The sequence below is a fragment of the Streptomyces sp. NPDC059909 genome, assembly GCF_042730885.1.
Classification (GTDB): domain Bacteria; phylum Actinomycetota; class Actinomycetes; order Streptomycetales; family Streptomycetaceae; genus Streptomyces.
Genome location: NZ_JBHWKX010000009.1, coordinates 78,912 through 101,709 on the forward strand (window position 1 = coordinate 78,912; position 22,798 = coordinate 101,709).

The 22,798-nt window shown below is 72.6% G+C and carries 23 protein-coding genes and 1 pseudogene; 15 read left to right on the forward strand and 9 right to left on the reverse strand.

The window, feature by feature from the left end; genetic code table 11:
- Positions 1 to 103: 103 nt before the first annotated feature.
- The 5 genes from ACFV9O_RS09430 (at position 104) to ACFV9O_RS09450 (ending at position 4,821) form a co-directional block, all read left to right on the forward strand.
- The gene (locus ACFV9O_RS09430) at positions 104 to 940 is read left to right on the forward strand and encodes a class I SAM-dependent methyltransferase (protein WP_385414514.1); all 837 of its coding nucleotides are present in this window, start codon (positions 104 to 106) and stop codon (positions 938 to 940) included.
- Between the two features lie 209 nt (positions 941 to 1,149).
- Positions 1,150 to 2,151, forward strand: coding sequence for an ROK family protein (locus tag ACFV9O_RS09435; protein ID WP_385414516.1), 1,002 nt, complete (start codon positions 1,150 to 1,152; stop codon positions 2,149 to 2,151).
- Positions 2,151 to 3,287, forward strand: coding sequence for an N-acetylglucosamine-6-phosphate deacetylase (gene nagA, locus ACFV9O_RS09440; protein ID WP_385414519.1), 1,137 nt, complete (start codon positions 2,151 to 2,153; stop codon positions 3,285 to 3,287). The genes ACFV9O_RS09435 and nagA overlap by 1 nt, the downstream gene beginning before the upstream one ends.
- A 137-nt stretch (positions 3,288 to 3,424) precedes the next feature.
- Complete coding sequence (locus ACFV9O_RS09445; protein ID WP_385414668.1) at positions 3,425 to 4,351, forward strand: 1-phosphofructokinase family hexose kinase; 927 nt, start codon at positions 3,425 to 3,427, stop codon at positions 4,349 to 4,351.
- A gap of 32 nt (positions 4,352 to 4,383) precedes the next feature.
- Entirely contained in the window at positions 4,384 to 4,821 is a 438-nt protein-coding gene (locus tag ACFV9O_RS09450) for a hypothetical protein (protein ID WP_385414522.1), read from the forward strand.
- 320 nt (positions 4,822 to 5,141) lie between these two features.
- Here ACFV9O_RS09450 and ACFV9O_RS09455 read toward each other — a convergent pair whose 3' ends face one another.
- Together ACFV9O_RS09455 and cdgB are read right to left on the reverse strand one after the other, a co-directional pair.
- Positions 5,142 to 6,107 carry a carbohydrate-binding protein gene (locus ACFV9O_RS09455; RefSeq protein WP_385414524.1) on the reverse strand — a complete coding sequence of 322 codons (966 nt, stop codon included), beginning with the start codon at positions 6,105 to 6,107 and terminating at the stop codon, positions 5,142 to 5,144.
- A gap of 110 nt (positions 6,108 to 6,217) precedes the next feature.
- The gene (gene cdgB, locus ACFV9O_RS09460; protein WP_385414526.1) at positions 6,218 to 7,918 is read right to left on the reverse strand and encodes a diguanylate cyclase CdgB; all 1,701 of its coding nucleotides are present in this window, start codon (positions 7,916 to 7,918) and stop codon (positions 6,218 to 6,220) included.
- Positions 7,919 to 8,259: 341 nt separating this feature from the next.
- On the opposite strand from cdgB, the gene ACFV9O_RS09465 reads away from it, so the two are divergent.
- Entirely contained in the window at positions 8,260 to 8,823 is a 564-nt protein-coding gene (locus ACFV9O_RS09465; protein ID WP_385414529.1) for a flavin reductase family protein, read from the forward strand.
- A gap of 133 nt (positions 8,824 to 8,956) precedes the next feature.
- Here ACFV9O_RS09465 and arfB read toward each other — a convergent pair whose 3' ends face one another.
- Complete coding sequence (gene arfB / locus ACFV9O_RS09470; RefSeq protein ID WP_385414532.1) at positions 8,957 to 9,391, reverse strand: alternative ribosome rescue aminoacyl-tRNA hydrolase ArfB; 435 nt, start codon at positions 9,389 to 9,391, stop codon at positions 8,957 to 8,959.
- 135 nt (positions 9,392 to 9,526) lie between these two features.
- Between arfB and ACFV9O_RS09475 the strand changes: the two genes are divergently transcribed.
- Entirely contained in the window at positions 9,527 to 10,102 is a 576-nt protein-coding gene (locus ACFV9O_RS09475) for a TerD family protein (protein ID WP_385414535.1), read from the forward strand.
- A gap of 142 nt (positions 10,103 to 10,244) precedes the next feature.
- On the forward strand, positions 10,245 to 10,760 hold the full coding sequence (locus ACFV9O_RS09480; protein WP_385414538.1) for a GNAT family N-acetyltransferase: 516 nt from the start codon (positions 10,245 to 10,247) through the stop codon (positions 10,758 to 10,760).
- A gap of 63 nt (positions 10,761 to 10,823) precedes the next feature.
- On the opposite strand, the gene ACFV9O_RS09485 is transcribed toward ACFV9O_RS09480, so the two are convergent.
- On the reverse strand, positions 10,824 to 12,236 hold the full coding sequence (locus ACFV9O_RS09485) for a M1 family metallopeptidase (protein ID WP_385414541.1): 1,413 nt from the start codon (positions 12,234 to 12,236) through the stop codon (positions 10,824 to 10,826).
- Between the two features lie 164 nt (positions 12,237 to 12,400).
- The gene (locus tag ACFV9O_RS09490; RefSeq protein ID WP_385414544.1) at positions 12,401 to 12,958 is read right to left on the reverse strand and encodes a heme-binding protein; all 558 of its coding nucleotides are present in this window, start codon (positions 12,956 to 12,958) and stop codon (positions 12,401 to 12,403) included.
- Between the two features lie 394 nt (positions 12,959 to 13,352).
- Here ACFV9O_RS09490 and ACFV9O_RS09495 point away from each other — a divergent pair, with 394 nt between their 5' ends.
- The 3 genes from ACFV9O_RS09495 (at position 13,353) to ACFV9O_RS09505 (ending at position 15,800) form a co-directional block, all read left to right on the forward strand.
- Positions 13,353 to 14,471, forward strand: coding sequence for a sensor histidine kinase (locus tag ACFV9O_RS09495; protein WP_385414671.1), 1,119 nt, complete (start codon positions 13,353 to 13,355; stop codon positions 14,469 to 14,471).
- Positions 14,468 to 15,088, forward strand: coding sequence for a response regulator (locus ACFV9O_RS09500; RefSeq protein WP_385414547.1), 621 nt, complete (start codon positions 14,468 to 14,470; stop codon positions 15,086 to 15,088). Before ACFV9O_RS09495 ends, ACFV9O_RS09500 begins: the two co-directional genes overlap by 4 nt.
- 211 nt (positions 15,089 to 15,299) lie before the next feature.
- Positions 15,300 to 15,800, forward strand: coding sequence for a hypothetical protein (locus ACFV9O_RS09505; protein ID WP_385414550.1), 501 nt, complete (start codon positions 15,300 to 15,302; stop codon positions 15,798 to 15,800).
- A gap of 30 nt (positions 15,801 to 15,830) precedes the next feature.
- On the opposite strand, the gene ACFV9O_RS09510 is transcribed toward ACFV9O_RS09505, so the two are convergent.
- Complete coding sequence (locus ACFV9O_RS09510) at positions 15,831 to 16,514, reverse strand: pentapeptide repeat-containing protein (RefSeq protein WP_385414674.1); 684 nt, start codon at positions 16,512 to 16,514, stop codon at positions 15,831 to 15,833.
- A gap of 94 nt (positions 16,515 to 16,608) precedes the next feature.
- Between ACFV9O_RS09510 and ACFV9O_RS09515 the strand changes: the two genes are divergently transcribed.
- Positions 16,609 to 17,799, forward strand: a complete 1,191-nt coding sequence (locus ACFV9O_RS09515) for an NAD(P)-binding protein (protein ID WP_385414553.1) — start codon at positions 16,609 to 16,611, stop codon at positions 17,797 to 17,799.
- Between the two features lie 51 nt (positions 17,800 to 17,850).
- The gene (locus ACFV9O_RS09520) at positions 17,851 to 18,846 is read left to right on the forward strand and encodes a zinc-binding dehydrogenase (protein ID WP_385414556.1); all 996 of its coding nucleotides are present in this window, start codon (positions 17,851 to 17,853) and stop codon (positions 18,844 to 18,846) included.
- 123 nt (positions 18,847 to 18,969) lie between these two features.
- On the opposite strand, the gene ACFV9O_RS09525 is transcribed toward ACFV9O_RS09520, so the two are convergent.
- The 3 genes and pseudogenes from ACFV9O_RS09525 to ACFV9O_RS09535 form a co-directional block, all read right to left on the reverse strand.
- Positions 18,970 to 19,185 carry a hypothetical protein gene (locus tag ACFV9O_RS09525; RefSeq protein WP_385414559.1) on the reverse strand — a complete coding sequence of 72 codons (216 nt, stop codon included), beginning with the start codon at positions 19,183 to 19,185 and terminating at the stop codon, positions 18,970 to 18,972.
- A 47-nt stretch (positions 19,186 to 19,232) separates the two neighbouring features.
- Positions 19,233 to 19,784: a GNAT family N-acetyltransferase gene (locus ACFV9O_RS09530; protein ID WP_385414562.1), complete on the reverse strand. Its 552-nt coding sequence runs from the start codon at positions 19,782 to 19,784 to the stop codon at positions 19,233 to 19,235.
- Positions 19,785 to 19,809: 25 nt separating this feature from the next.
- Positions 19,810 to 20,695, reverse strand: a pseudogene (locus tag ACFV9O_RS09535) (aminoglycoside phosphotransferase family protein).
- 87 nt (positions 20,696 to 20,782) lie between these two features.
- Here ACFV9O_RS09535 and ACFV9O_RS09540 point away from each other — a divergent pair.
- Positions 20,783 to 22,177 (forward strand): NAD(P)/FAD-dependent oxidoreductase, encoded by a 1,395-nt coding sequence (locus ACFV9O_RS09540; protein WP_385414565.1) that lies wholly within the window; start codon positions 20,783 to 20,785, stop codon positions 22,175 to 22,177.
- 5 nt (positions 22,178 to 22,182) lie between these two features.
- Positions 22,183 to 22,785, forward strand: coding sequence for a hypothetical protein (locus tag ACFV9O_RS09545; protein WP_385414567.1), 603 nt, complete (start codon positions 22,183 to 22,185; stop codon positions 22,783 to 22,785).
- The last annotated feature ends 13 nt before the right edge of the window (positions 22,786 to 22,798 follow it).

Genomic DNA, 22,798 nt, shown 5'->3' on the forward strand with positions numbered 1-22,798 from the left:
GACGACGGGCGACGGGTGACGGACGACGGACGACGGGCCGGGACGGCCGGCCTGCCGTCCCGGCCCGGTGGTCGCGTCCGCACGTGCTTGCCACAATGACCTCATGGCCGGCGGAGCCAGGCCGTCGCACCAGGCGAGACCCGCGGGCGACGGGCGCTACGGCGAGCGGGTCTTCCGCCCCGAGGACAGGGGCGAGGGCGACCGCATCGACCTCGGGGCCCTCGCCTACGACGACACGACCATGGCCCGGCTGCGAGAGCTGGGCGTGGGCCCCGGCTGGACGTGCCTGGACGTGGGGGCGGGCACCGGCACGGTGGCCCGGCGGCTCCTTCGCGAGGCGGGTGTCGCGGAGGTGCTCGCGGTGGACCGCGACGTGCGCTTCCTCGCGGAGCACCCCGAGCCGGGACTGAGCGTGCTGGAGGCGGACGTCACCGCGGACGGCTTCTCCCCCGGCGTCTTCCGTCTGGTGCACGCCCGCTTCGTGCTCATGCACCTGCCGTCCCCGGAGCGGATGGTCGCGGCGCTCGGCGGCCTGCTCGCCCCCGGCGGCGTTCTGGTCGTGAGCGACGCGGTGGACCTCACGACGGACTCCGCACCCGTCACGCCGTACACCACCGCCATGCGGGCCATGTGGCGGGGACTGCGCGACAGCATCGGCACCGACGTCTCGAGGGTGTCGCACTACCCGGAACTGCTGCGCGCGGCGGGGCTCGGGTCCGTGGCGGCCGAGATCCATGTGCCGCCGCTCGTGCCGGGCAGTGCGATCAGCAGGTTCTGGGCCGACACCTGGGGCCGGGCGCGGGCGGCCATGGTGGCGACGGGGCTGGTCGACGACGCGCGGATCGACGAGGCCGTGCGCTGCCTGGACTCCCCCCAGTGCACCGGGTTGTCGCCGGGGATGCTGACCGCCTGGGGATGGAGGGGCGAGGCGGCGCCATGAAGCAGGACCACCCGCCGGTGCCGGGCAACACTCGGCGCGTCCGGCGTTCGAGGACGGACACCCGGGCGCACCGGAGGGTACGGGGCACACCCGGGGGCCCGGCCCGCCGGTGCCCGGGCGGCTACACCACACGGCCACGCTTCGGCAAAACACGGAAGCCCCGGACAGTGGACTAGACCTTTCCTGGGTCCGCGCGCGAGACTGTACGCGTGAGACACGTCATCGCCCTCGATGTGGGCGGCACCGGGATGAAGGCCGCCCTCGTGGGGGCGGACGGGGCACTGCTCCACGAGGCGCGGCGCGCGACCGGCCGGGAGCGCGGCCCCGATGCGGTCATCGAGACCATCCTCGGCTTCGCCGCGGAGCTACGCGTGTACGGCCGTGAGCGGTACGGCGAGAGCGCCGTCGCCGCCGGGGTCGCCGTACCCGGCATCGTCGACGCCGAGGGCGGCATCGCCGTCTACGCGGCGAACCTCGGCTGGCGCGACGTCCCGATGCGCGACCTGCTCGGCGAGCGGCTCGGCGGCGTCCCCGTCGCCCTCGGCCACGACGTCCGCACCGGCGGCCTCGCCGAGGGGCGGATCGGCGCGGGCAAGGGCGCCGACCGGTTCCTGTTCGTACCGCTCGGCACCGGGATCGCCGGGGCCATCGGCATCGACGGCACGATCGAGGCCGGAGCGCACGGCTGCGCCGGCGAGATCGGCCATGTCGTCGTGCGGCCCGGCGGGCCGGAGTGCGGGTGCGGGCAGCGCGGCTGTCTGGAGACCCTCGCCTCGGCGTCCGCCGTGTCCCGGGCCTGGGCCGCGGCCGGCGGCGACCCCGGCGCTGACGCCGCCGACTGCGCCAAGGCCGTCGAGTCCGGGGACCCGGCCGCCGCACGCGTCTGGCAGGAGGCGGTCGACGCGCTGGCCGACGGGCTGGTCACCGCGCTCACCCTGCTGGACCCGCGCACCCTGATCATCGGTGGCGGTCTCGCCGAGGCAGGAGAAACCTTGTTCACACCGCTGCGGGCGGCGGTGGCGGCACGGGTCACGTTCCAGAAGCTGCCCGCGATCGTCCCGGCCGCCCTCGGGGACACGGCCGGCTGCCTGGGCGCGGGGCTCCTGGCCTGGGACCTGCTCACCTCGCGCGACGCGCTCGAGTCACGCGACTCGCATGGCTCACACGACTCAGACACAACGGACGCTCTCGACACGGAGGTAACCGCCTGATGGCCGACCGGATGGTTCTCACGGGTGCCCGGGTGGTGCTGCCCACCGGCGTCGTCGAGAACGGGCGGGTGATCGTCGACGGGACCCGGTTCACCGGGCATGCCCCCGCCGACACGCCCTCGACCGACCTCTCCGGCCACTGGCTGGTCCCCGGCTTCGTGGACATGCACAACCACGGCGGCGGCGGCGCGTCCTTCACCTCCGGGACCGCAGACGACGTCCTCGCGGGCGTACGGACCCATCACCAGCACGGCACGACCACGATGGTCGCCTCCACCGTCACCGGCGACATGGACTTCCTGACCCACCGGGCGGGGTTCCTGTCCGAGCTCGTCGAACAGGGCGACCTCGCCGGCATCCACTTCGAGGGACCCTTCATCTCCCCCTGCCGCAAGGGCGCGCACAGCGAGAAGCTGCTGCGCGACCCCGACCCGGCGGAGGTGCGCAAGCTGCTCGACGCGGCACGCAGCACGGCCAAGATGGTCACCCTCGCCACCGAACTCCCCGGCGGCATCGACTCCGTACGCCTGCTCGCCGAGCACGGCGTGATCGCGGCCATCGGGCACACGGACGCGACGTACGAGCAGACGGTGGAGGCGATCGACGCGGGTGCGACCGTTGCGACCCACCTCTTCAACGCGATGCCGGCCCTCGGCCACCGCGCGCCCGGACCGATCGCGGCGCTGCTCGAGGACGAGCGGATCACGGTCGAGCTGATCAACGACGGCACGCATCTGCATCCGGCCGCGCTGGAGCTGGCGTTCCACCGCGCGGGCGCGGCCCGGGTCGCGTTCATCACGGACGCGATGGACGCGGCGGGCTTCGGCGACGGGGTCTACCACCTCGGGCCGCTGGAGGTCGAGGTCAAGGACGGCGTCGCGCGGCTGGTGGAGGGCGGCTCGATCGCCGGATCCACGCTCACGCTGGACACCGCGTTCCGGCGGGCGGCGACCGTCGACCGGCTGCCGGTCGAGGACATTGTGCAGGCGATCTCGGCCAACCCGGCGCGACTGCTCGGCGTGTACGACAGGGTCGGCTCGCTGGAGCCGGGCAAGGACGCGGACCTGGTGGTGCTGGACGCGGACTTCGCGCTCAAGGGCGTGATGCGCAAGGGCGCGTGGCTGATCGAGCCGTAGCACGGCCCGGTGCGCGGGGCGGTTGGCCGACGGGGGTCTGGGCCAACCGCCTTCTTTTTGGCATGATCAGGACCCGTCCGGCCGTGGCGAGTCCATGGCAAGCACCATGACCAGCGCATTTTCCGGGGGTGTCAGAAGTGATCCTGACGGTCACGCTGAACACCGCCCTCGACCTCACCTACCGGGTCCCCGCGCTCGTCCCGCACACCTCCCACCGCGTCACCGAGGTCACCGAACGCCCCGGCGGCAAGGGTCTCAACGTCGCCCGCGTCCTCGCGGCGCTCGGCCACGAGGCGGTCGTCACCGGCTTCGCCGGCGGCCCGACGGGCGCGGTCCTGCGCGACCAGCTGGCGCCCCTGCCGGTGCGCGACGCACTCGTCCCGGTCGCCGGGAACACGCGCCGCACGCTCGCCGTCGTCGACGAGGCGACCGGCGACACCACCCAGCTGAACGAGCCGGGCCCGGTCGTCACCGCCGACGAGTGGGCCGCGTTCCTCACCACGTACGAGACGCTCCTGCGGGACGCCGATGCGGTGGCCCTGTGCGGCAGCCTCCCGCCGGGCATCCACGTCGGCGCGTACGCCGAACTGGTCCGCCGGGCCCGGGCGGCCGGCGTCCCCGCCCTGCTGGACACCAGCGGCGAACCGCTGCGCCGCGGCATCGCGGCCCGCCCCGATCTGGTCAAGCCGAACGTGGACGAGCTCGCCCAGCTCACCGGCTCCCAAGAGCCCCTGCGCGCAACCCACGACGCCCGTCGTCGCGGCGCCCGCACGGTGGTCTCGTCCCTGGGCGCCGACGGCATCCTGGCCGCCACCCCCGACGGCACCTGGCAGGCAACCCCGCCGGCGAAGGTCCTGGGCAACCCGACGGGCGCGGGCGACTCCGCCGTCGCGGGCCTCCTGTCCGGCCTGGTGGAGTCCCTCCCCTGGCCGGCCCGCCTGACCCGCGCGGTGGCCCTGGCGACGGCGACGGTCCTGGCCCCGGCGGCGGGCGACTTCGACCGGACGTCGTACGAGGACCTGTTGACGAGGGTCACGGTGACGGAGCACACGCCTGCGGCGTGACGGCAAGTGCGGGCCTCTCGTCTGCAGTTCGCGTGAACCGCAAGGCTGACTTGCCGTCTTTGAAGGACCCTCGGCCGCTGCACCACAACAATCAGGCCGCACTTGCGCTGACCGTAGTGTCGTCGGGCTCTGCCCAAGCAGCCGTCCCAACCGTTTTCCGTGGCTGCAGCACCACCGGCGCCTCCGGCGGTTACGACGCCAACAACTACTACGGGCCTGACGCGACGATCAGTCTCAACATCAACCTGAGCGACACCAGCGCCGATGGACATCACGTGCGCGTTCGGTTCCTCTCACGGAACGTCCACGGAACCGTGAAGTACTGGACGTGGCGCTCCAACCTCGATGGCGCCGGCACGACCAAGAACTGGAGCACCACGGCCTCGGACAGCTATGGGCTCTTCGACATCGGCGTGCAGGTGGCACGGTTCGAAGGGAACACTCTCCTGAACTCGTGCACCGACTGGTAACCGGCCTCGATCTTTCGTGACGGTCCGTCGTCCTCTGCGGCGGGCCGTTTCGGTTGTTCAGGCTGATTGCGGGCACGCCGGTGGCCCGGCTGACATGTCGGGTGGCGCCGGATTCCTCGGCTCCAGTGATTGAACAGGCTTGCCGGAAAGGTGAACGCCGCTGTCAATCGGGGTTCGGCCCATGAGCTGATCAGAAGACACCAACCATCCCGACTTCAGCCCATCTGACCTGCCGTTCGGCCATTCCACTGGCACTATGCGCCGCCTCCCCAGGACAGCCTGGGGCGGCGATGTGCCCGGCCGGGGCCTCGGTGGTCCGGTCAGCTCTTGGCCTGACCAGACTCCAGCCACACCTGGTCGAGGAAGGCGTCGCACTGGTCCCCCTGCTCGCACGAGATCTTCAGCGTGTTCGAGCCCTTCTTCAGGTCGACGTAGGCGTAGGTGCGGGTCCAGCCCTTTTCCCAGTCGCCTTTCTTGGCCTGCGCGAAGTTCGACATGTTGATCGCTCGGAGCTGGCCGCCGTTGATCGTGAGCGAGGTCTTCGCGTCCTTGCCCGGCACGCTGTACGTGATGAACAGCGTGTACGCGCCGTCGGCCGGGATGTCCACCGACCAGCTGGCCGAGCCGCCCGCGCCGTTGAACGTGACGTACGCGCCGTCCGCGCCCTTCGCGCCCTTGACGTCCTTGGCCAGCGCCGCGGGCGCGCCCAGCTGCAGCGTCGCGGCGTCCTGCTTCGGCAGCTCGACGGGCTTGTCGTCCTTGCCGCCCTTGGTCGGTTCCCCGCTGGGCTTCACCTGGTCCGCGGGGGCGCCGCTGCTCTGGGACGCCGGCGGGGTCTCGTCGTCGCCGCCGTTCATGAGCGCCGCGGTGATACCGATCACGACCACCGCGACGACCGCCACGGCGCCGATGAGCAGCCCCTTGGTGTTGGGCCCGCGTCCCCGGCCTCCGCCGTGGCCCGTCACGGGCACCTGCCGGGTGGGGGCACCACCGGGGTAGGTTTCGGGGGCCGCGTACTGGGGGGACGGCTGGTGCGCGTACTGCTGCTGGGCCTGCTGCTGGCCGTAGGCCTGCTGCTGCGGGACCTGCCCGTACTGGCGCTCGCCGACCGTTCTGACCTGGTTGTACGACGTCCTGGGCACACCGGGCTGCGCCGCGGCCGGACCCGGGTAGCCGTAGCCGCCCTGGCGGGGAGGTGTGGCGCCCGCCTGCTGCCCGTCCGCGTAGAGGTAGCCGAACGGATCGTCGTTCTCGGGCGTGCTCGCGCCGTTGTTCCCGGCCGTCATCCCTGGTCACTCCTATCCATGCTCGCCAGCCGTCGCCGACCGGCCGAGCCTACCCCGTTCGAGCAAATCCAAGGACGTTCCTTGCCATCCGTCCGGTTCCCCGGCGGAGGCTATCCGGCCCGCCGGTGCACCTTCGACCGGGACCGCTTCTCGATGTACATCCGCTGGTCAGCGGATTGAAGTACCTCTTCTACGGACATACCGCAGACCGCCCAGCCGATCCCGAAGCTCGCCCCGACCCGGACGGCCCGCCCGTCCACGCGGATCGGCGGAATGATCGCGTTCCGCAGACGTACGGCGAGGTCGGCGGCGTCCGCAGCCCCGAGCCCGTCGGCGAGGACGACGAATTCGTCACCTCCGAGCCGGGCGACGGTGTCCCCGTCGCGGACGCCCGTCGTGAGCCGGCGCGCGACCTCGATGAGGACGGCGTCGCCGGTGTTGTGCCCGAACCGGTCGTTGATCGACTTGAAGCCGTCCAGGTCGCAGAAGAGGACCGCGAGCCCCTTGGTGCCGTCGTCGTGCTCGCTGGCCGGCGCGATGGCGTGCACATGGTGATCGAAGGGGCCGCCGGGCACGGGCGGGTCGAAGTCGAAACGCTCGGGCCTGGGGCCCTGGTCGTCGCTGCCGCCGTTGTCGTACACGGGAAGTCCGGGGCGCACGGAGTGCGCGGGGTGCGCGGAGTACGCCGCGTCCAGCGCCTCCACCGCGCTCGCCTGCGCCGACAGCTGCGGCCGCTCGCAGATCCGGGCGCTGAGGCGGGCGCGCAGCTCCGCGCTGTTGGGCAGACCGGTCAGCGAGTCATGGCTGGCCCGGTGCGCGAGCTGCAGCTCGTGGCGCTTGCGCTCCTCGATGTCCTCGACGTGCGTCAGCAGGAAACGCGGCCCGTCGGCGGTGTCCGCGACCACGGAGTTCCGCAGCGAGACCCAGACGTACGTCCCGTCGCGGCGGCCCAGACGCAGCTCGGCCCGGCCGCCCTCGGCGGACGTGCGCAGGAGCGTGCCGATGTCCTCGGGGTGGACGAGGTCGGCGAAGGAATAGCGGCGCATCGCGGAGGCGGGCCGGCCGAGGAGGCGGCACAGGGCGTCGTTGGTGCGCAGCAGCCGGCCGTGCTGGTCGCCGCCCATCTCGGCGATGGCCATGCCGCTCGGCGCGTACTCGAAGGCCTGCCGGAACGACTCCTCGCTGGCGCGCAGGGCCTGCTGCTCGCGCTCCAGGCGGACCAGCGCGCGCTGCATGTTTGCTCGGAGCCTGGCGTTACTGATCGCAATCGCGGACTGCGACGCGTACATCTGGAGGGCCTCCTGGCCCCAGGCGCCCGGCCGGCGGCCGTTACGGGGCTTGTCGACCGAGATCACGCCGAGGAGCTCGCGTCCGCCGCCCGATGCGTACATGGGCGCGTAGAGCCGGTCCTGGGGGTGCCACTCGTCCTCGAAGCGGGGCTCGGGCCCCTCGGTGTACCACTGCGGAACGTCGTCCTCCAGCAGCACCCAGCCCTCGGTGTGCGGAATGAAGCGGAGCTCGCCCCAGGCCTCGCCCATGCTCAGTCGCCGCTCCCAGGAGGTGCGGGAGCCGACGCGGCCGGTGATCAGGGCCTCGGCCGCGGTGTTCCCGGCGAAGGCGGCGACGACGAGATCCCCGTCGGGGCGCACGAGATTGACGCAGGCCAGCTCGTAACCGAGACCCGCGACGATGCCGTCGGCGACGGTCTGCAGCGTGTCTGCCAGGCTACGGGCCGTGTTGAGGTCGGTCACGACCTGATGCAGCTGCCGCAGGGTCGCAAGACGGACGTACGGCTCCGACTCGGTCTCCATTGCTCGCTCTCCCCGAGACCTCGACAGCTAACGTGACTCCAGGCTTCTCATCGATCCTCGTGGTGCACTGTCCCTGCCACTGAATCACAGCGCGCTGCCCACTCGGTACACAGGGTCAACAAATACCGGACTCTGTGACTCAAGTCACATCAGGTGATGAAGGGTCAGGGGAGGGACTCGGCACGGTTCCGTCGGCTTCTTGAACGCAAATCCGGACAGGGCCGGGATCGGGGTCGGGGTCGGGGCCGTCTTCGGACCGGAGTCCTAGGACCTTGCGCCGGTCCTTGCGTGGTCCTCTCGCCCGATGTGGCGGTGGCCGGGACGAGGTTAGCGTTCCGGTTGTGCTTCACACGACTCCCGCTCCCCGCACCGAGGCCATCCCCCATCCTGAGGGGGTGAGCAACGACGAGTTCCGTGCCGCCATGTCCCGCCTGGCGGCGGGCGTGGTGCTGGTGACGGCGCACGAGCCCGAGCTGAGCGACGACGGCCCGCGCGGCGACGACGTCGGCATGACCGCGACGGCCTTCATGTCGGTGTCGCTCGACCCGCCGCTGGTGCTCGTGAGCCTGCGCAACGGCTCACGGATGGACGACCTGCTGGCCGAGCAGCCGCTGTGGGGCGTCTCCGTGCTCTCCGAGAGCCAGCGGCACATCGCGGGCCGGTTCGCGATGAAGGGGCGGATCAGCGACCGGCTCCTCTTCGAGGACATCGCCTACACGCGCGGCGAGGTGTGCGGGGCGCCGCTGGTGGGGGGCGCGCTGGCGGTCCTGGAGTGCACCACGCAGGAGCGGGTGGAGGCGGGGGACCACACGCTGGTGATCGGGCGCGTGCTGGAGGTGGGGCTGCCGAGCGGGGACGGCAGCCCGCTGATGTACTTCCGGGGCCGGTACCGGCACTTGGGCTGACGGAGCCTCACCGTTGCGGGCAGCTGTTCCGCAGACAGCAGGGGTGGGCACGACCCCCGGCGCCGGGCGCCGATTCGGTCGGAGGTCTGCCCGTACCACAGGCCGTGGAGGTTCGGGGGCGAAGCCCCCGCGTTCACCAATCGCGGCCGCTGCGGCCGCGTTTGGTCTGCGCCCGTTGCTTCTTCTCGCGCAGACGCCGCTCGTTGATGCCCCGTGGGATCTTCGTGGGGCGGCGCGGGCGAGGCGGCGGGGCCGTCGCTTCCGCCAGGAGTGCCGCCAGGCGGACCGCCGCCGCTTCGCGGTTGCGCCACTGGGAGCGGTGCTCGGACGCCCGTACGGAGATCACGCCCCCGACGAGCCGGGACGCGAGGCGCTCCAGCGCGCGGGCCTTCCAGACCGCGGGCAGCGCCTCCGTCGCCGCGAGGTCGAAGCGGAGCTCCACCTGCGAGTCGCTCGTGTTGACGTGCTGGCCGCCTGGGCCCGACGAGCGCGAGAAACGCCACATGAGCTCGGCCTCCGGGAGGGAGACGGAGCCGCGGATCAGGTAGGGCCCGGACATGTGTCCCATGGTCGCGTCCGCGCACGACTCCCGTCACCTTCTTTTCGGGGCATCCTGGGGAACCCGGGCATCTCGGGGAACCCGACGGTCCCCTGTCCGCGTTAAGGAGGGTGACTGCACCTCGACCAGGAAAGGGACCTCCCCATGGCTGTAAGCCTGTCCAAGGGCGGCAACGTCTCGCTCACCAAGGAGGCACCGGGCCTGACCGCCGTCACGGTGGGCCTCGGCTGGGACGTCCGTACCACCACCGGCACCGACTTCGACCTCGACGCATCGGCGATCGCGGTCAACCCCGGTGGCAAGGTCGTCTCCGACGGCCACTTCGTGTTCTTCAACAACAAGTCCACGCCGGACCAGACCATCGTCCACACGGGTGACAACCGCACGGGTGAGGGCGGCGGCGACGACGAGCAGATCAACGTCAACCTGGCGGGTCTGCCGGCCGACGTCGACAAGATCGTCTTCCCGGTCTCCATCTACGAGGCCGAGAACCGCTCCCAGAACTTCGGCCAGGTGCGCAACGCGTACATCCGCATCGTCAACCAGGCCGGCGGCGCCGAGATCGCCCGCTACGACCTGAGCGAGGACGCGGCCACCGAGACCGCGATGGTCTTCGGCGAGCTGTACCGCAACGGTGCGGAGTGGAAGTTCCGCGCCGTCGGCCAGGGTTACGCCTCGGGCCTGGTCGGCATCGCCCAGGACTTCGGTGTGAACGTCTGACGGAGGTCCTCCGTGCGGACCGAGGGCCCCGGCCGCCGTCCCGGCCGGGGCCTTCGTCGTATCCGTACGCGAGAGCGCGAAAGGCCGGCCGAGGCCACGCGAGCCCGGCAGGATCCGCCGGCCAGGGCCTAGCCTGCGAGGTGTGATCCTCGAAACGCTGGTACCGAAGGAGGCGGGCGCCCTGCCCGGGCCCCTGCTCACCGAGCTCACCGCGCTCTATGCGTCGAACCGTGCGTTCCAGCAGCTCAGCGGGGACTTCCCGGACCCGGACGACATCCGGCCCGAACAGGTCGCGGCGGCGCTCGCCGACGAACTGGCCCAGCCTTCGGCGCAGGTGCTGCTGGCCCGCTCGGAGGGGCGGCTGGTCGGCATCGCGGTGACGCTGGCACACCACCCGGACCCGGCGGACCCCGATCCCTGGATCGGCCTGCTGATGGTGCACGCCCGGCACCAGGGGGCCGGGCACGGGCGGCAGTTGGCGGGGCTGGTCGAGGAGCGCTTCCGGGCCGCGGGGCGGGCGGCCGTGCGGCTGGCCGTGCTGGAGAACAATCCGAAGGCGCTCGCCTTCTGGACGGCGCTCGGGTACGAGGAGATCGACCGCCGCAGGGACGCGCAGGCCGGGCGTCCCTGCATCGTGATGCGCAAGCCGCTGCTCTGAGGCCCGTCCCTGCTCCAGGGCCCGGCTCCGGGCCCGGCTCCGGGCTCGGCTCCCGGACGCCCCCTAGGGCTTCGCGGGCTTGTCCTCGCCGTACAGCCAGACGTCCCACAGTTCGGTGAGGTCCTCACCCGACTCCTCCTCGACGTAGGTGATGAAGTCGTCCGTGGAGGCGTTGCCGTGACGGTGCGTCTGTGCCCAGCCCTCGATGAGGGCGAAGAACGTGTCGTCGCCGACGGCCTGGCGGATCTTGTGGAGGACCATCGCGCCCCGGTAGTACACCGGCGGCTCGGAGATGTCCTTCGCGCTCGGCGGCTCGGCGGGCGGGAAGGCCCAGTTCGCCTCCGTGCCGAAGGCCCGCTCGAAGCTCTCCTCGACGGGGATGTCCTCGAAGTCCTCGAGGTACAGCCACTCCGCGTACGTCGCGAAGCCCTCGTTGAGCCACATGTCCTGCCAGGTCTTCGGCGTGACGGAGTCGCCGTACCACTGGTGGGCGAGCTCGTGGACGAGGGTGGGGGCGTTGAAGGAGGTCTCCGGGAAGACGGGCCGGTTCTGGGTCTCCAGCGCGTAACCGACGTCCCCGGCGCGCTCGACGATCGCGCCGGTCGAGGCGAAGGGGTAGGGGCCGAAGTAGTCCGTCGCCCACTCCATGAACTCGGGGATCCGGGCCAGCAGCTCCTTGCTGCGCGCGGCGACGGTCGTGTCGGCGGCCGTGTGGACGGGCACGCCCCGGCCGTCCGCCGGGTCGGCCGTCTCGATGCGGTACGCGCCGATGGCGACGGTTGCGACGTAACTCGCCATCGGCTGCCCGGCGTGCCACGAGAAGGTGGTGCGCCTCCCGTCGGCGGAGGGCCGCTGGGAGCGCAGCTCTCCGTTGGAGACGGCGGTGACGCCCTTGGGGACGGTGACGGTGATGTCGTACGTCGCCTTGTCGCTGGGGTGGTGGTTGCCGGGGAACCAGGCCATCGAGCCCGTCGGCTCGCCGAGCGCGAGCGCGCCGTCCGCGGTCCGCAGCCAGCCCTCCTCGGAGCGGTCGGCGTCGGTGACGGTGCGCGGGGAGCCAGAGTAGCGGACGACGGTGCGGAAGGTGCTGCCCTTGCGGAGGTCGTCGCGCGGGCGCAGCGTCAGCTCGTCGCCGGCGCGGTTGACGGCGGCGGGGGCGCCGTCGACGGTCGCGCTGCGGACGGTCAGCCCGTGGAGGTCGAGGTTGAAGGCGCTGAGGTCCTGGGTGGCTCTGGCGGTGATCTCGGCGGTGCCGGTGAGCCTGCCCGTCTTGGGTTCGTAGTCGAGCGTGAGGGCGTAGTGCCGTACGTCGTAGCCGCCGTTGCCGAGCTTGGGGAAGTACGGGTCGCGCAGACCGGCGGCCCCCGGGGTGCCCTGGACTCCCTTGACGGCGTCGGCCGTGCAGCCCGCACCCGCGAGGAGCATCAGGAGGGCTGCGGCGGGCGCCAGGGCGCGGCGGAGGGATCGCTGGTCCACGTGATGATCCTATGCACGGAATGTCCGGTTCCTGGGCGGGGCCGAGGTGATCTACGAGACATACGAGACAGCAGGGGCGGCCGACACCGGTCCCGGTACCGGCCCGCCCCTGCTCACGCTCGTTGCCACGTGCTCCGGCTCGTGCTCGTTCTCGCGCGTTCCGGCTACTTGCCGAGCGCGGCAACGCCCGCCTGCGCGTACTTCTCGTCGAGGTCACCGCTCGGAGCACCCGCGACACCGATGCCCGCGACGGGCGCGCCCTTCACCTGCACCGGGGCGCCGCCCGCGAGGAACAGCGTGCCCGGGATGTCCTTCAGGTTCGGAGCCTGCTGGAGCCGCTTGGCCAGCTCGGACGTGGGCGCGTTCCAGGAGACCGCGGTGAACGCCTTGCGCTGCGCCGACTCGTACGACTGCGGTCCGGCGCCGTCGCCGCGGAGGGTGACGATGGTGTTGCCGTTGCGGTCGACGACGGCGACCGTCACTCGCTGGTTCTCGTCCTGCGCCGCCTGCAGCGCGGCCCGGGCCGCCTCGACCGCCGCCTCGGCGGTCAGGTGGGTGGTCTGGTGCAGATCGCGGTTCGCGGTGTCGGCCGCGACCGTGGTGGGCACGGCGGCGGCAGGGGCGGAGGCGTTCGCGGAAACCGCGCCGAAGGTGCCGGCACCCAGCGCGGCAGCGGCGACGGCGCCCGTCAGGACACGGGCACGCAGCGACATCTTCTTCATGGGGGAACTCCTCGATAGGCGCCGGGATCCGGCGGTGACTCGGCGGTGACTCGCTCTGCCGTCGATCCTCGGGCCGCCACCGGCCCCGTACGGTCCGCGGAGCGGATGCCTCCGGCGCGCATGATGGAGGACGGGGGTGTCAGCCGATCGGTTGATGCGCCCATGGCCCCGCCGCGTCACCATGGGGATATCCGTGCAGGTCAGCGAGGAGTGGTGGACGGTGGAGCGGCGGTACGAGCAGGAGCCCTTCGCCCGCGGCCCCGAGGCTCGCGATCCGAGGGCCCGCGGCCTGGACGACCTCGGCCGCGGCCTGAACGGCCCGGATGGTGGCCTCGACCACGATCCCGGTCGCGGCCCGGACCATGACCCCGACGCCCGCCGGCTCGCCCCCGTCATGCACGCCGCGTTCTTCCTCCTCCTCGGCGCCTCGCTCGTGCGCTATCTGCTGCGCCACCCCTGGGAGGGCCGCTCCCCGTGGATCATCGGCCTGTCGGCCGCGCTCGCCGCCCTGTACGTACTCGGCCCGGTGCTCGGCTCCCGCGCCACACCCCGCCGGCTGGCCTGGCTCGGCACGGTCGTCGCCGTGTGGATGGTGCTCGTGCTCCTCGCGCCCAGCTTCGCCTGGTGCGCGGTGCCGCTCTTCTACACCGGCCTGCGCACGCTCCCGCCGCGTGCCGCGCTCGTCCTGGTCGCGCTGCTCACGGCCTTCGTCGTGGCCGCGCAGCTCAAACTCGCGCACGGCGGCTTCGACCCGAACCTGGTGATCGCACCGCCTGCCGTCGCGGCGATCGCGACCGCGGTCTTCGTCCAGGCGGAACGCCTCGCCGCCCGCCAGCGCGCGCTGATCGACGACCTGATCAGGACCCGCCGCGAACTCGCCGCCACCGAGCGCCGCGAGGGCACCCTCGCCGAGCGCCAGCGGCTGTCCATGGAGATCCACGACACCCTGGCGCAGAGCCTGTCCAGCCAGCAGATGCTGCTCCAGGCCGCGGACCGCACCTGGGACGCGGATCCGGCGACCGCGCGCCGCCACGTCCGTACGGCGGAGTCGATCGCGGAGCGCAGCCTCGCCGAGGCCCGCCGTTTCGTCCACGACCTGGCGCCGGCCGATCTGGCGGAGGGCGGCGGCCTGGAGCAGGCGCTGCGCGCTCTCGCCGCACGCGAATCAGCGGGCTTCCAGGTCGACGGCACACCGGTCCCGCTGCCCGACCGGGTGCAGTCGGCGCTGCTGCGGATCGCCCAGGGCGCCCTGGCCAACGTCCGGGAGCACGCCGAAGCCACCTCCGCCGCCCTGACGCTGACCTACCTCGACGACCAGGTCGTGCTGGACATCACGGACGACGGCCGCGGCTTCGCACCGACGGACACCCCGAGGGGCGACCAGGGCGTCCGCGGCCACGGCCTGCCCGCGATGCGGGCGCGGGTCCGGCAGCTGGGCGGCACCCTGACGGTCGAGTCCGCGCCCGGCGAGGGCACGGTGCTCTCGGCCTCGATCCCGCTGGAGACGCCATGACCGTACGGATCCTGCTCTGCGACGACCATGCCGTCGTACGCGCGGGGCTCCTCGCCCTCCTCGGCAGCGAGCCGGGCATCGAGGTCGTGGGCGAGGCGGGCAGCGGCGAGGAGGCGGTCGCGATGGCCGCCAAGCTGAAGCCGGACGTCGTGCTGATGGACCTCCAGCTGGGGCCCGGCATCGACGGGGCCGAGGCCACGCGCCGGATCGCGTCCCCCGAGGTGCACGTCCTCGTGCTGACGACGTACGACACGGACGCGGACATCACCCGCGCCATCGAAGCGGGTGCGACCGGCTATCTGCTGAAGGCAGAGCGCCCGGAGGAGCTGTTCGCCGCGATCCACTCAGCGGCGCAGGGCCGCACCACCCTCTCCCCGCCCGTCGCCAGCCGCGTCATGGACCGCATGCGGGGCGCGGCCCGCCCGGCCCTGACGGACCGGGAGCTGGACATCCTGGGCCAGCTCGCCCAGGGCCTGGGCAACCGGGAGATCGCACGGGCGCTGTTCATCAGCGAGGCGACGGTGAAGACCCATCTGGGCCGCATCTACGCCAAGTTGGGCGTCGACACCCGGGCGGGCGCGGTGGCGGTGGCGAAGGAGCAGCGGCTGCTGCCGTGACCACGACGCGGGCCTCCGCCCTGCGGGCCCGGCACCGCGGCGCCCAGCCGACCACGGCGGCGCAGCGCCCGGCAGCGCAACCCGCCCAAAGGCCCGCGGCGCCCAGGCGAACGGCGGCCGGAGCCCTTCGCCCGTGGGGTTACGCGTCGCGTATGCGCAGGCCGCAGGCCCGTGCCCCGGGCCGGGTGTCCGCGCATGACACCATCGACCCGTGCTCGACATCGGCTACTCCCTCTCCCGCCGCTTCCCCGACCCCCCGCAGACCGACTACCGCCACGCGGACGTCCACGCCCTGCGGCACGACCTCTTCTGCGGGGACGTGTATCTCGCGGACACCAAGGCGGACCGCGAGGTGTCCACAGCCTGGGGATGGGTGCCGGTGCTCGACTTCGCGTGGGCACTGTGCGACATCGTCGAGCAGCTCGACCAGGACCCGCGCGGGAGCCGGGCCTCCCGGCCGCAGTACGCCGAGCTCGATTTCACCGAGTCGGCCGACCGCATGCTCTTCGAGCGCCGCTTCGGCTGGGTGGACGTCGAGGCCGACTGGATGCCCGGCGACGAGCCCCCGCTCACCTTCAGCCACGCCGAGCTGCGCCGCGAGGCCCGCGACTTCCTGCACGATCTGATCGCCGACCTCACCGACATGCACGACGGCCTTGCCGACAACCCGGTCGTCTGGGACCTCCAGGCCCGCTTCCCCCGGACCCCGTAACCCCCGCAGAAGAACCCCCGCAGGGGACTGTCAGCCCTCCACCCTCACCCCGATCTGCGCCGCGAACACCGGTGCCAGATCCAGCAGTTGGGCCGCGCTGATCACCGCCCCCGCCAGCCGCTCGACCCCCCGCGCGATGTCCAGCTCCGCCGCCCCCCGCAGGTCCACGTCCGTCATCCGGGCCCCGCTGAAGTCCGCCCGCCGCAACGCGCAGTCGCGGAACTCCACCCGCACCAGCTCCGCCCCACCGAAGTCGGGCTCGGCCAGCACACAGCCCTCGAACACCACGTCCTTCAGCTTCCCGTTCCGCAGATTCAGGTAGTCGATCTTCCCGCCGCGCACCACCACCCGCTCCAGCACCGCGCCGTGCAGCTGCACCCCGCCCATCCGCGCGTCCACGACCTCCACGTCCCGCAGCGACGCCCCCGCGAGATCCGTCCCCACGCCCCGCACGGCCGTCAGCACCGAGTCGATGAACCGCGCGCCCGCCAGCGACGTCCCGTCCAGCCCGCACTCCCGCAGCGCACAGTCCAGGAACCGCGCCCCGGTCCCTTCCTGCCCGGCCAGATCCAGCCCGGCCAGCTCCAGGCCGTCGTAGTCCCCGTCCGGCTCCAGCCCCCCGTCGCCGTACGGACGCAGCGGCGGCAGCCGCACCTCCGGCCGCCGGGCCGCCGTCACCTGCGTGTTCCTGGTCTTCCGCGCCATGGCCCCCATGGTGACGCACACCACTGACAGCGTCCCGGCGCCGATGTCACAAACCCGCCTCCGCCGTCCGTCTCCAGACGGAACACGACGAACGGAGTACGCAATGACGACCCAGCCCCGCATCACCGTCATCGGCGCCGGCCTCGCCGGCCTCACCGCGGCCATCACCGCCGCCGAGTCCGGCGCCCGGGTGACCGTGTACGAGTCCCACCGCACTGCCGGCGGCCGCGCCCGCACGTCCGAAGGCCCGTACCGCACCAACGAAGGCCCCCACGCCCTCTACAACGGCGGCCCCCACTGGACCTGGCTCGCCCAGCGCGACCTCATCGGCCCGCTCGCCCCGCTACCGCCCCGCGAAGCCGCCCGGCTGCGCCTGCACCGCGGCGGCACCCTGCGCCGCACCCCGCCCCTCGCGATGCTCCGGCTACTGCGCCGCAGGCCCGAACAGGCCCCCGTGGACAGCGACTTCCTCACCTGGGCCACCGGCGAGGCCGGCGAGGCGGGCGCCCGCGCCGCCGCCAACTACGCCGCCGTCGCGCTCTACCACCACGACCCCGGATCGCTCTCCGCCGCCTTCGTCCACGAACGCCTGCGCCGCGCCGCCAAGCTCCCGCCCGAGGCGCACTACGTGCGCGGCGGCTGGTCCGGCATGGCCGAGCGGATGGTCGCGCACGCCTGGAACCTGGGCGTACGCATCGAGACCGCCGCCCGCGTCGACACCCTCCCCGAGACCGGCGGTCCCGTCGTCGTCGCGACCTCCCTCGACGCCGCCCGCCGCCTCCTCGACGACGACACCCTGCGCTGGGACAGCGGCCGCACAGCCCTGGTCGACCTGGCCGTACGCACCCGCAAGGGCGACGTGTTCGCCGTCTCCGACCTCGACGCGCCGGGCTGGATCGAACGCTTCACCGCCCAGGACCCGACCCTCGCCCCCGCCGGCGAACAGCTCGTCCAGGGCCAGTTCCCCCTCGCCCCCGACCAGTCGAAGGCCGACGGCGTCGCCCGCGCCGAACGGCTCCTCGACCTCGGCTTCCCCGGCTGGCGCGAACGCACCACCTGGCGGCGCGACTCCGTCGCCACGGGCCGTACGGGCGCGGTCGACCGCCCCGGTACGACCTGGCGCGACCGGCCCCGAATCGACCGCGGCAACGGCGTCTTCCTCGCGGGCGACCAGGTCGCCGCACCCGGACTGCTCTCGGAGGTGTCCTTCAACAGCGGCATCGAGGCGGCAACCCTCGCCCTCAGGGCGGCCCGGGTCGGAGGACCCGGAAGGGTTGACCTCAACCTTGCTTGAGGTTGAACAGTGGGCTCACCAACGGCAGCACACCGCACAAGGGAGCCCACCATGCACGCCATCCGCCTCCATGCCTTCGGCCCCGCCGAGAACCTCACCTACGAGACCGTCGACGACCCCGAGCCCGGCCCCGGCCAGGTCCGCATCGCCGTCGCCGCCGCCGGCGTGCACCTCCTCGACGCCGCCCTGCGCGAGGGCGACACGGGCCCGTACCCCACCCCCGTCGACCTGCCCACCATCCCCGGCCGCGAAGTCGCCGGCACCGTCGACCGCATCGGCGAAGGCACCGACGAGAGCTGGCTCGGCAAGCGCGTCGTCGCCCACCTCGGCATGGCGCCCGGCGGCTACGCCGAGCTGGCCACCACCGATGCCGGCAGGCTCCACGAGATCCCGGCCCGCGTCGACGAGGCCGAGGCTGTCGCCATGATCGGCACCGGCCGCACCACGCTGGGCATCCTCCAGTTCGCCGACCTCGGGCCCGACGCCGTCGCGATCGTCCCCGCGGCGGCCGGCGGCATCGGCACCCTCCTCGTCCAGTACGCCAAGAACGCGGGTGCCACCGTCATCGGCCTCGCCGGCGGCCCCGAGAAGGTCGCCCGCGTCACCGCGAACGGCGCCGACCTCGCCGTCGACTACACGCTCCCCGACTGGCCCGAGCACGTCCGCGCCCACCTCGGCGACCGCCGCGCCACCGTCGTCTTCGACTCCGTCGGCGGAGACACCGGCCGCGCCGCCGTCGGCCTCCTCGGCAAGGGCGGCCGGCACCTCGTCTTCGGCTGGTCCAGCCAAGGCATCCGCGAAGGCTCGGCGCTCACCTTCACCGACGAGGAGCTCACCGCACGCGGCATCACCTCCGAGAGCGTCCTCGGCCCGGCCATGCTCGACAGGGCCGGCGGCCTGCGCGCCCTGGAGACCCGCTCCCTCGCCGAAACCGCGGCCGGCCGCCTGCGCCCCGCCGTCCAGCGCTTCCCGCTCGCCGAGGCCGCGGCGGCCCACCGCGCCCTGGAGACACGCGGCACGATCGGCAAGGTCGTCCTCGTCCCCTAGCGGGCGGCCCGGCGGGACGGCGACGACCGCGACCCCGGCGCACGCGGCACCTCCGGGGCCCCAGCGCCCCGGGCGATCCGACAGCCCCGGCAGCCCTCGGTGTCCCCGGCGACCCCGCGTCCGCTAGGCGCTGCTCGGACCACCCCTGTACAGCTCATCCCTGTACACGTCGCCCAAATCGCCGAGCGCCTCGTCCGGATCCAGCTCGTCCTCGGACGCCAACGCCTCCCGCGACTCGGCACCCCGGTCGGAGGGCTCCCGCTCCTCCTTCCGGGCGTGCCGCTTCTCCTCCTCCAGCCGCCTGCGGATGCTTTCGGGCTTGTCTCCGAGCTGGTCCATGACCATCTCCCTCGTCAGCGCCCCGGCCCCCGCTCCCGCGGCCAGGGTCACACAGCCCCGCCCGCCCCGCACCCGGAAACCGCTCCGCCCCGACCAGGCCCACCCAGCACAGAACCATCCGGCGCAGCCCGGCCGCCCAGCGCCGCCAGCGCCCCGTCGGTCAGCCGGTACACCGTCCACTCGTCCTGCGGCCGCGCGCCCAGCGACTCGTAGAAGGCGATCGACGGAGCGTTCCAGTCCAGGACGGACCACTCGAGGCGCTCGTAACCGCGCTCCACACAGATCCGCGCCAGCTCCGTCAGCAGCGCCCTGCCGTACCCGCCGCCACGCAGCTGCGGCCGTACGTACAGATCCTCCAGATAGATCCCGTGCACCCCGCGCCACGTCGAGAAGTTCAGGAACCACAACGCGAACCCGGCGACCTCGCCGTCCTCCGTCTCCGCGATGTGCGCGAAGGCCGCCGGCCGCTCGCCGAACAGCGCCTCACGCAGCTGTTCCTCCGTGGCGTTCGCCTCGTGCAGGGCCCTCTCGTACTCGGCGAGCTCGCGGACCATCGCGTGGATGACGGGGACATCGGCAGGTGTGGCAGCACGAATCATGGGTGCACCCTGCACGCATACCGGCTCAGCGCGCCAGCAGATTCCGAGCGATGGACACATGCCCCGCGTCGAGCCCGCCCCCGCCCTCCGCCACCGCCCACAGACCGTTCTGCAGCACCCGCCCCAGCGTCCACGCCCGCGCCCGCCCCCGGTCCAGGCCCAGCCGCTCCGTCAGCAGATCGAACCGCCACAGCACCGCCTCCGGATCGAAACGGTTCCAGAGCGCGGGCAGCAGATCGAACCCCGGATCACCGACCAGCGGCTTCGGATCGATGACCAGCCACGGCTCACGCTCCGCGGCCAGGACGTTGTCGTAGTGCAGATCCCAGTGCAGCAGCCGGTCCCAGGTCTCCCCCGCCACCTCCCGCACCGCCGCCGCACAGCCCCGCAGCAGCCGCCGCTCCTCCTCGTCCGCCGGCGCGGCCACCACCCGCGGCACCCGGTCCAGCATCCCCTCGACGATGTCCCCCAGCCGCCGCAGCCCGCTCGCCGACGCGGGCACCGCCGTCAGCCGTGCCAACAGCCCCGCGAGGATCCGCACCGCCACCCGGTCGTCCTCCACCGTCGACAGGTGACGACGCTCGTCCAGCCGCTCCAGGAGCAACGTCCCGGTGGGCACGTCGTGCTCCAGCAGCCGCACGACCCCGTCGCCGCCCCAGGTCCTCAGCGCCAGCCACTCACCGTCGCTCTCCCCGTCCCGCAACTGCAGCTTCAGCGCGGCGCGCGTCCCGTCCCCCCGGACCACCGGCAGCACCAGCGACGCGACACGTGCATCGACGCCCCGGCGACCCGCAGCCCCCACCGCTCCACGAACTCCTCGGCCGGCCCGGCAGCGCCTCGATGAAGGCCCTGCCCGCATCGCCGTTGTACCTGACCTGCGTCGCGACCAGCTCGTCCGGGATCTCGATCACCCCCGGATCGTACGACCCCGCACCGATCCCGCACCGATCCCGCCCCGCCCTGGACAGCTCCACGACCACCGGTGTACGAACACCCCCATGACCAGCACGATCAACGGCGGCATCTCCTACTGGTACGCGGACGACGGCATCCCGGCCCCCCGAGAGCCCCTGCCCGGCGACGCGTCCGCCGACGTCTGCATCGTCGGCGGCGGCTACACCGGCCTGTGGACGGCGTACTACCTCAAAAAGGCCGTCCCCTTCCTCAACATCACCGTCCTCGAAGCCAAGTTCTGCGGATACGGCGCCTCCGGACGCAACGGCGGCTGGCTCTACAACGGCATCGCCGGCCGCGACCGCTACGCCCAACTCCACGGCCACGACTCCGCCGTACGCCTCCAGCAGGCCATGAACGACACCGTCGCCGAGGTCATCCGCATCGCCGCCGAAGAGCACATCGACGCCGACATCCACCAGGGCGGCGTCCTCGAAGTCGCCTACACCCCCGCCCAGCTCACCCGGCTCAAGAACTCCCACACCGTCGAAATCGCCTTCGGCGAAAAGGACCGCGAACTCTACGGCGCCCGCGAAACCGCCCACCGCATCCGCGTCGCCGGAGCCGTCGGCTCCACCTGGACCCCGCACGGCGCACGCCTGCACCCCGTCAAACTGGTCAAGGGCCTCGCGGCAGCGGTCGAAGCGCTCGGCGTCACGATCCACGAGTCGACACCCGTCACCGAGATCAAGCCCAAGCACGCCGTGACGCCGTACGGCACGGTCCGCGCCCCCTACATCCTCCGCTGCACCGAAGGCTTCACCGCATCCCTCGCACACCAGCGCCGCACCTGGCTCCCCATGAACTCCTCCATGATCGTCACCGAGCCGCTCCCCACGGACGCCTGGGACGCGATCGGCTGGGAAGGCCGCGAAACCCTCGGCGACATGGCCCACGCCTACATGTACGCCCAGCGCACCGCCGACAACCGCATCGCCATCGGCGGCCGCGGCGTCCCCTACCGCTACGGCTCCCGCACCGACAACGACGGACGCACCCAGCCCGCCACCATCGACGCCCTGCGCTCCGTCCTGACCCGCCTCTTCCCACAACTCGCAGGCGTCGGCATCGACCACGCCTGGTCCGGCGTCCTCGGCGTCCCCCGAGACTGGTGCGCCACCGTCACCCTCGACCGCTCCACCGGCCTCGGCTGGGCCGGCGGCTACGTCGGCTCCGGCGTCGCCACCACCAACCTCGCCGCCCGCACCCTCCGCGACCTCATCCAGCAGGACTCGGGCCAGTCAGGCCCCACCGACCTCACCACCCTCCCCTGGGTCAACCACAAGGTCCGCAAATGGGAACCCGAGCCCTTCCGCTGGCTCGGCGTCCACACCCTCTACGCCGCCTACCGCGCCGCCGACCGCCGCGAACTCACCGCCCACAGCGCCGAAACGGACCGCATGGCCGCACTGGCCGACAAGATCTCCGGACGCCACTGACCACCATGACCGACACCCCCGGCCCCATCACCGCCTGCTGGCTCCACTGGCTCGCCCTCCCCACCGGCGACCAGCAAGCCGTCCTCGACGCGATGGACCTGACCGACCCGCAGCCGGTCCCCTTCACCGACGCCGTACAGATCGTGGACGACGACGCCCACGACGGCCCGGCGTACGAACGGGTCTACGTCACCCCCGAACTCAACGGCTGGACCCTCGTCGTCGGTGCCTGGTGCGACCCCGTCGAAGCCGACATGCCCGCCCTCTGCGAACAGCTCAGCACCCGCTTCGGCCAGGCACAGGCCTACTACTACGGCGCCCAGAACGACGGCTCGGCCTGGCTGATCGCCGAAAACGGCCACATCCTGCGCCGCGCCGTCCACACCGGCGAACCCGACGACGCCGCCCTGACCATCGGCGCCCCGCTCCCCTACGAAGAGGCCTGCCGGTCGGAAACCGGCGACGACGAGGACGAGTGGGAATACCGCCAATGGGAACTCGCCCCGGAGCTGGCCGGCGTCCTGAGCATCGACCCGCACAAACTCGGCCCGCACACCCCCTGCCGGGGCCAGGGCGTCATGGCACGGACACCTCACCGGCCGAGCTGACGTAGCCGTAACC